The 6,926-nt window shown below is 68.7% G+C and carries 8 protein-coding genes and 1 pseudogene; 1 reads left to right on the plus strand and 8 read right to left on the minus strand.

What is annotated here, in order from left to right; translation table 11 throughout:
- Positions 1-3: 3 nt before the first annotated feature.
- The 7 genes from FBZ83_RS22510 to FBZ83_RS22540 form a co-directional block, all read right to left on the minus strand.
- Complete coding sequence (locus FBZ83_RS22510; RefSeq protein WP_145688989.1) at positions 4-999, minus strand: MDR family oxidoreductase; 996 nt, start codon at positions 997-999, stop codon at positions 4-6.
- 123 nt (positions 1,000-1,122) lie between these two features.
- On the minus strand, positions 1,123-2,469 hold the full coding sequence (locus tag FBZ83_RS22515) for an OmpP1/FadL family transporter (RefSeq protein ID WP_145688990.1): 1,347 nt from the start codon (positions 2,467-2,469) through the stop codon (positions 1,123-1,125).
- Positions 2,470-2,680: 211 nt separating this feature from the next.
- Positions 2,681-3,487 (minus strand): TSUP family transporter, encoded by an 807-nt coding sequence (locus tag FBZ83_RS22520; protein ID WP_145688991.1) that lies wholly within the window; start codon positions 3,485-3,487, stop codon positions 2,681-2,683.
- Positions 3,488-3,506: 19 nt separating this feature from the next.
- Positions 3,507-4,145: a thiamine phosphate synthase gene (gene thiE, locus FBZ83_RS22525; protein ID WP_114860606.1), complete on the minus strand. Its 639-nt coding sequence runs from the start codon at positions 4,143-4,145 to the stop codon at positions 3,507-3,509.
- Between the two features lie 12 nt (positions 4,146-4,157).
- Positions 4,158-5,087, minus strand: coding sequence for a class I fructose-bisphosphate aldolase (locus tag FBZ83_RS22530; protein WP_014240815.1), 930 nt, complete (start codon positions 5,085-5,087; stop codon positions 4,158-4,160).
- A gap of 196 nt (positions 5,088-5,283) precedes the next feature.
- Positions 5,284-5,529: a hypothetical protein gene (locus FBZ83_RS22535; RefSeq protein WP_145688992.1), complete on the minus strand. Its 246-nt coding sequence runs from the start codon at positions 5,527-5,529 to the stop codon at positions 5,284-5,286.
- An 87-nt stretch (positions 5,530-5,616) separates the two neighbouring features.
- Complete coding sequence (locus FBZ83_RS22540) at positions 5,617-6,060, minus strand: hypothetical protein (RefSeq protein ID WP_145688993.1); 444 nt, start codon at positions 6,058-6,060, stop codon at positions 5,617-5,619.
- Positions 6,061-6,178: 118 nt separating this feature from the next.
- On the opposite strand from FBZ83_RS22540, the gene FBZ83_RS22545 reads away from it, so the two are divergent.
- A complete protein-coding gene (locus FBZ83_RS22545; RefSeq protein ID WP_035674733.1) occupies positions 6,179-6,523 on the plus strand; it encodes a type II toxin-antitoxin system HicB family antitoxin in 345 nt (114 codons plus the stop codon).
- Positions 6,524-6,608: 85 nt separating this feature from the next.
- Here the strand turns inward: FBZ83_RS22545 and FBZ83_RS22550 are convergent.
- Positions 6,609-6,926 (minus strand): annotated as a pseudogene (locus tag FBZ83_RS22550) (glyceraldehyde-3-phosphate dehydrogenase); the annotation flags it as partial.

The raw sequence follows: 6,926 nt of genomic DNA on the forward strand, positions 1-6,926 counted from the left end.
GCCTCAGGCGGTGACGTCGATCACCACGCGGCCGCGCACCTGACCGGCGAGGATCCGGCCGGCCAGTTCCGGCAGCTTCGACATCGGCTCCACCGTGTACATCGCCTTCAGGTGGTCCTTGTCGAGGTCGCGGGCCAGCCGCGCCCAGGCGCGCTCGCGCCGTGCCGCCGGGGCCGCGACCGAATCGACGCCGATCAGGGTGACGCTGCGCAGGATGTGCGGCAGCACCGTGGCGGGCAGGTCGGCCGAGCCGGCCAAGCCGCAGGCGGCGATGGCGCCGCCCCAGACGGTCTGCGACAGGGCGTTGACCAGCGTGATGCCGCCCACCGAATCGACGCCGCCGGCCCAACGCTCCTTCTGCAGGGGCGGGCCTTTCTCCTGAAGGGCGGCGCGGTCGATGAAGCCGGTGGCGCCCAGGCCGGACAGATACTCGTGGGTCTCGGGCCGTCCGGTGGAGGCGGTGACCGGATAGCCGGCCTTGGCGAGCAGGGCGACCGCGACGGAACCGACGCCGCCGGCTGCTCCGGTGACCAGAACCTCCTTGCCGCCGGGCTGGATCGTGCCCCAATCCTCCAGCGCGTCGACGCAGAGCGCCGCGGTGTAGCCGGCGGTGCCGATGCCCATCGCCTCCTCCGGCGAGAAGACGTCCGGCAGCCGGGTCAGCCATTCCGGCTTCACGCGCTGGAACCGGCTGTAGCCGCCCCACTGGGTTTCCGACAGGCCCCAGCCGTTGACGATCACCTTGTCGCCGGCCTTCCAGTCGGCGGAGCGCGACTCCACCACCGTTCCGGCGAGGTCGATTCCGGCGACCATCGGCAGCTTGCGGGCGATCCGGCCCTTGCCGGAGACGGCGAGGCCGTCCTTGTAGTTCAGGGTGGAATAGGCGACCTCGACCAGCACGTCATGGTCGGGCAGGTCGGTCAGGCTCAGCGGCTTGAAGCCCCCCTTGGGCTTGCCGTCGGCGTCCTCGATGACGAAGGCGGTGAAGGTGTCGGCCATGCGGTTTCCTCTCCCGGGTCGGGTTCTTGATTGGGGGAAAGCCTAGCACGGACGCGGCGATGGACAAGAGGCGGGGACGGTGGAGCGAACGGGCGGCGCCCGCGCGCTCCACCGGGGTGCGGATCAGAAGGTGATCCTGGTCTGGAGCGCGATCACGTCCACATGGGCCTTGTAGTCGGCGGACAGGTTGCCGCGGAAGGCATCGCTGCCCGTCAGGTTGTCGCGCAGGTCGATCTTGGCCTTGTTGGCGAAGATGTGGCTGTAGCCGATGTCGGTCCGGATGCTGTCGGTGAACTGGTAGCCGGCGCCGATCGACACCCAGTAACGGTCCTCGTCCGGGATGCGCGGCGTGCGGTACTGGTCGCTGACCGGGGTCTGGTCATAGGCCACGCCGAAGCGCAGGGTCAGCTTCTCGTTCCACTTGTAGGCGGCGCCCAGCGCGAAGAACCAGGAATCGTCCCAGTTCTCGTCGGTCACCGTGTCGGTGCGCAGCGGGTTGCGGTAGCGGATGCGCAGTTCCTTGAAGCGCGACCAGTTGGTCCACTGTGCGTCGGCCATCACGGCGATGGAGCTGGTCAGCTCGTGGTAGGCGCCGAAGGAGATGATGTCCGGCGTGGCGACCTTCGCCCGCACCGGGGACCCGGCGAAGCTCGCCTGGAGGGCCGGCACGGCGGGAACGCCCTCGAACTTCGAATCGCCGTCGAGCTCGTGGGAGACGGAGGAGCGGTAGGAGACGCCGAAGCGGGTGCCCTTGACCGGCTCGTACAGCATGCCGGCGGTGAAGCCGACGCCCCAGTCGTCGCCCTTCACCTCGCCCACGCCGTCGCGCGATCCCGGCGCGATGGGGACCCCGGTCGCCGCCAGGATGGAGCCGAAATCCACCGCCTGGCTGAGGCGCGCCTTGGCGTACTGGAACTGCAGGCCGCCGGCGATGGTCAGGTCCGGCATCAGCCGGTAGGACACGGTCGGGGAGATGTTGATTGTCAGCAGGCTGGAATGGATGCCGTGGTAGCGGCCGGTCCAGCTTTCCGGATAGTCGGTGGACAGGCCCCATGGCGCGGTGATGGCGAGTCCCAGCTTGACGTCCGGCGACACCGTGTAGGCCAGATAGCCCGACGGAATCACCGCGTCCATGCCGATGTCGCCAGGGTCCGAGGTGCCCCGGATGGCGCTGCCGCCCAGCCGCGCGGCGCGGGTGCCGCGGGCGTTGCTGGTCTTCGAGGTCGGGAATACGCCGCTCAGCACGCCGACCGCCTGGTTCCCCTCGATGGCTCCCAGGGCCGCGGGGTTGAAGAACAGGCCGGTGGCGTCGCCCATGCCGTTGGCGGTGGCGCCTGCGAAGGAGGTGCCCTGGCCCGAGGCGCTCTGCTCCTTGAGCAGATAGCCGGCCGCGCCGGCCGGCAGCGGCGCCGCGATGGCGACGGCCGCCGCAGCGGCGAGCAGATTCCCCCTCAGTGACCCTTTGGACATGCGTTTCTCCCCAATTTCGTTATTTGACGCAATGATACACAAATTGACGTTAACGTAAAGTGGCCCCGCTGAAAAAATGTTGGGCCAACAAATTATGCGCCTGCGGGTGCACAGGGGAGGGGGAAATGCCCGCTATGGTCGATTCGTCGCGGGGCGGAGGCGTGGAGCGGGAAAGGGGGGTGGGGGTGTGAAAAGAGGGCTGTGAGGGCGCTCAGCCCAGCCAGCCGGCCACCATGGCCATGCCGGCGCCGATCACGCCCTGGGCGTCGGTCCAGATCAGCTTCGCCGTGATGGCGATGGAGGCGACGACCAGCATCGGCCGCACGATGGCGGCGCCGTTGCGGATGACCATGTGGGCGCCGACCTGCGCGCCGATCATCTGGCCCACCCCCATCAGCAGCCCGGCCACCCAGGCGATCTGGCCGCCGGCCAGGAAGAAGAGGAGGGCGGCGATGTTGCTGGTGAAGTTCAGCACCTTGGTGTGGGCGGTCGCCTTGCGCAGGTTGAAGCCGAGCAGCGAGACGAAGGCGATGGCGAAGAAGGTGCCGGTGCCCGGCCCAAGGAAACCGTCGTAGAAGCCGATCCCCGTCCCGGCGAGCAGGGCGAATCCGCGCTCCCCGATGCGCTGCTGGGCGTCGATCTCGCCGGCCTTCGGCGAGACGAGCAGCCAGACGGCGATGCCGATCAGCAGCACCGGGATGACGTTGCGCAGGAATCCCGGATCGATCATCTGGACGATGACGGCGCCCGCCGCGGAACCGGCGAAGGTGCAGCCGATCATCACCACCATGTCGCGCGGCTTCACCTCGCCGCCGCGGGTGAACTTCACCGCGGCGGAGAAGGAGCCGAAGCTGGATTGCAGCTTGTTCGTCGCCAGCGCCTGCGCCGGCGAAAGACCGGCCCAGAGCAGGGCGGGGAGGGTCAGAAGCCCGCCGCCCCCGGCGATGGCGTCGACGAAGCCCGCGACAAGGCCGACCGCGAACAGCGCGGACAGCGTCTCGATGGAAAGGAGGTCCATGATCCGGCGGCGGCCTTCGTTACCCTTCGGCCGCGGCGATGGCGGCGTTGAACGCCTTCACGGCGGCGCCCGGCCCATCGGGGTGGTTCCACACCGCGCCGACCACGGCCAGGAAATCGGCCCCGGCGCTCACCAGCGGCCCGCAATTCTCCTGGGTGATCCCACCGATGGCGACGCAGGGGACCTCCATCAGCTCCGACCACCACCGGAGCAGCTCCGGCTCCGCTTTGAATTCGGCGTCCTTGGTGGTGGTGGGGAAGAAGGCGCCGAAGGCGACGTAATCGGCCCCGGCCTCGCCCGCTTCCATGGCGAGATGGCGGCTGTCGTGGCAGGTCACGCCGACGATGGCGTCGTTGCCGACGATCCGCCGCGCCTGGGCGTAGGGCGTGTCCTTCTGCCCGACGTGCACGCCGTCGCATCCGGTCTCGCGGGCGAGCTGGGGATGGTCGTTCAGGATGAAGGCCACCCCGCGCTCCTGGGCGATCGGGCGCAGGGCGTCGCAGGCCCGGCGCACGGCGTCGTCGGAGCAGTCCTTCAAACGCAACTGGACGCAGGCGACATCGCCCGCGTCCAGCGCTTCGGTCAGTTTCGGCGCGAACGCCGCCGGTTCCAGGACCGGCGGCGTCACGAGGTAGAGCCGACAGGCGGTTTCGGTCACCCGAGGCGATCCTTACTCTTTGCCCTGATAGATCTTCATGATCCGGTCGAGCAGCTTCAAAGCGTCTTCGCGCGGGCGCTGGAAGGCGTTGCGGCCGATGATCGAGCCGTTGCCGCCACCGTCGCGGATCGCGCGGGCGTCCTCGAACACCGCGTCCTCGCCCTTGGTGGCGCCGCCCGAGAAGACCACGATGCGGCGGCCGTTGAAGGCGCACTGCATGATGTGGCGGACGCGGTCGGCCTGGGTGGCGATCGGGATGTTCTTGGACTCGTAGACCTTCTTGGCTTCCGCCTGCTCCAGATGGGCCGACGGCAGCTTCACCTTGATGATGTGGGCGCCGAGCAGCGCGGCCATGTGGGCGGCGTAGCCGATCACGTCGATGGCCAGCTCGCCCTCCTTGGAGATCGTGCCGCCGCGCGGGTAGGACCACAGGACGGTGGGCAGGCCGACCGACTTGGCCTCCTTCGACAGCTCGCGGATCTCCTCGTACTGGTCGTACATGGCGTCCGAGCCGGGGTAGATCGTGAAGCCGATGGCCGAGCAGCCGAGGCGCAGCGCGTCCTGCACCGAGGCGGTCACCGCTTGGTCGGCGTCCTCCTTCTGGCGCGACAGGCTGTTGGCGCTGTTCATCTTGAGGATCAGCGGGATCGAGCCGGCGAAGGTCGAGGCGCCGGCCTCCAGCGAGCCGAGCGGGGCGGCGTAGGCGTTGCAGCCGGCGTCGATGGCGAGCTGGTAATGGTAATGCGGGTCGTAGCCCGGCTCGTTCGGCGCAAAGCTGCGCGCCGGGCCGTGCTCGAAGCCCTGGTCGACGGGAAGGATCACCAGCTTGCCGGTGCCGCCCAGCTTGCCTTCCATCAGAATGCGGGCAAGGTTGGCCTTGACGCCCGGGGTGTCGCTTTCGTAGTTCGCAAGAATTTCCTTTACACGACGAGTGAGCTTCATCGGGCTCTTCCCCTTGGGGTTTCTGTCGGAAATGCGGCCCTCATAGCCCAGCGCGTGACTCTTTGCAACGTCGGCAGGGGGGATAGCGCAGCCCTCCTGCGGCGGCAAAGGGGCTTACCCGGGCGGGCGGGTGCGTGCGTCGCCGAAGGAGCAGGCACGGGGCGGCGGGCGGCGGCGTTCCGTCCGCCCTTTTATGTCACAGCACGGATTGGGCGATGACGTAGAGGCCGTAGCCGGCGCCCACCGCCACGGCCCAGGCCCCGGCGGCCAAGCCGGCCCAGACGACGAGCAGGCGGGCGCCGCGGATCTTCTCCACCTGCGGCGCGGGAAAGCGCGAGCCGCGCGGCAGCCCGTCCGGCCTCTCCGGATGGAGCAGGGCGGAGTCCTCACCCTTCAGCGGTGTGGCGTCCGCCGGGGGCCGCAGAGGTGTGGTCGTGGTCATGGGGGTGGTACCGCATCGTGATGATGAAATCACCATACACCACTTTTGATCGTGCGGATTCGGGGAAAAAGCGGTATCGCCTTGGGACTATTCCGTGACATGGCCATCGACCTGCCCGCCTAGCCAGTCCCGGCAGGCCCGCTGGGGATCGCGAACACCGCGCAGGTCGAGCGCTGCGGGAAGGGCTGTCAAAAGGCGGGCGCCGCGCTGCGCGGCGATGTCGGCCAACCGTTCGGCGACGTCCGCCCGCCCCGTGAACAGGACCGCATCAATCCCGGAGGTCAGCGCGGCCAGGGCGTCGCCGGGCCGGTCGGCGCAGTCGAGAACCGCGGTGATCGCAACCGCGGGGTGCTGGGCGGCGGCGCGGCCGACGACCGCGGCAAACCAGCCGGAGCCGGCGGAGGCCGCAGCACCGGGCGCGCTGATCAGCAGCAGCGGAACGCCGAGATCCGCCGCCACGGCGCAGGCGGCCTTGGCGTGGGGCAGGCTGTGGAAACGGATGGGGCGGCTGTGCGGGGGCGGGGTGGTCATGACGGGAAGAACCGGATGGGCGTTCCCCTATCCCCATTCCGGGAATTGAGGCAGGTCAAACCACGGGGGCGGAGGCGGGGCTATCCTTCCACCCCACGCATTCCTGGGGTCGCCGCCGATGATGGACTATAAGGGCTACAAGGCCCAGATCGATTTCGACGACGATGCCGGCATCTTCGTCGGCGCCGTCATCAACACGCGCGACGGCATCACCTTCACCGGCCGTTCGGTCGATGAGCTGCGCCGGGCCTTCCGCGAGGCCGTGGACGATTATCTGGCGATGGCCTGCGACATGGCGGGCAACACCGAGCAGCCCTATTCCGGCAAGCTCGCCATCCGCGTCAACCCGATGCTCCACCGTGCCATCGCCACCTGCGCCGAGCGCGAAGGCAAGAGCGTCGCCGCCTGGGTCGCCGACCAGTTGACGCAGGCCACGGGGATCAACGCCGTCAAGGCGGGGTGACCGCGGCCCTTTCGCGGCGGCGTGATCATGAAAAAGGGCGCCCCGTTAGGGCGCCCTTTCTCTTTGGCCGCAAGCCCTGGAAGGCTTACTTGGCGTTGGCCATGGCGACGGCGGTGTCGCTCATGCGGTTGGAGAAGCCCCACTCGTTGTCGTACCAGGTCATGATGCGGACGAAGTTGCCGTCGATGACCTTGGTCTCGTTCAGCGCGAAGATCGAGCTGTGCGGGTCGTGGTTGAAGTCGGTGGAGACCAGATCCTCGGTGTAGGCGCCCAGGATGCCCTTGAGCGGGCCGTTGGCGGCCTCGGAGATCGCCTTGGTGATCTCCTCCACCGTGGTGGCGCGCTTGGCGGTGAACTTGAAGTCGACCACCGAGACGTTGGGCGTCGGCACGCGCATGGCGGT

The sequence above is a fragment of the Azospirillum brasilense genome, from assembly GCF_007827815.1.
Lineage (GTDB): Bacteria > Pseudomonadota > Alphaproteobacteria > Azospirillales > Azospirillaceae > Azospirillum > Azospirillum brasilense_C.

What these genes read in the sequence shown, in the direction of transcription:
- FBZ83_RS22510 (WP_145688989.1), bottom strand. Translation starts at nt 999, where the DNA reads ATGGCCGACACCTTCACCGCCTTCGTCATCGAGGACGCCGACGGCAAG.
- FBZ83_RS22540 (WP_145688993.1), bottom strand. Translation starts at nt 6,060, where the DNA reads ATGACCACCCCGCCCCCGCACAGCCGCCCCATCCGTTTCCACAGCCTG.
- FBZ83_RS22515 (WP_145688990.1), bottom strand. Translation starts at nt 2,469, where the DNA reads ATGTCCAAAGGGTCACTGAGGGGGAATCTGCTCGCCGCTGCGGCGGCC.
- FBZ83_RS22530 (WP_014240815.1), bottom strand. Translation starts at nt 5,087, where the DNA reads ATGAAGCTCACTCGTCGTGTAAAGGAAATTCTTGCGAACTACGAAAGC.
- FBZ83_RS22545 (WP_035674733.1), top strand. Translation starts at nt 6,179, where the DNA reads ATGATGGACTATAAGGGCTACAAGGCCCAGATCGATTTCGACGACGAT.
- FBZ83_RS22520 (WP_145688991.1), bottom strand. Translation starts at nt 3,487, where the DNA reads ATGGACCTCCTTTCCATCGAGACGCTGTCCGCGCTGTTCGCGGTCGGC.
- FBZ83_RS22535 (WP_145688992.1), bottom strand. Translation starts at nt 5,529, where the DNA reads ATGACCACGACCACACCTCTGCGGCCCCCGGCGGACGCCACACCGCTG.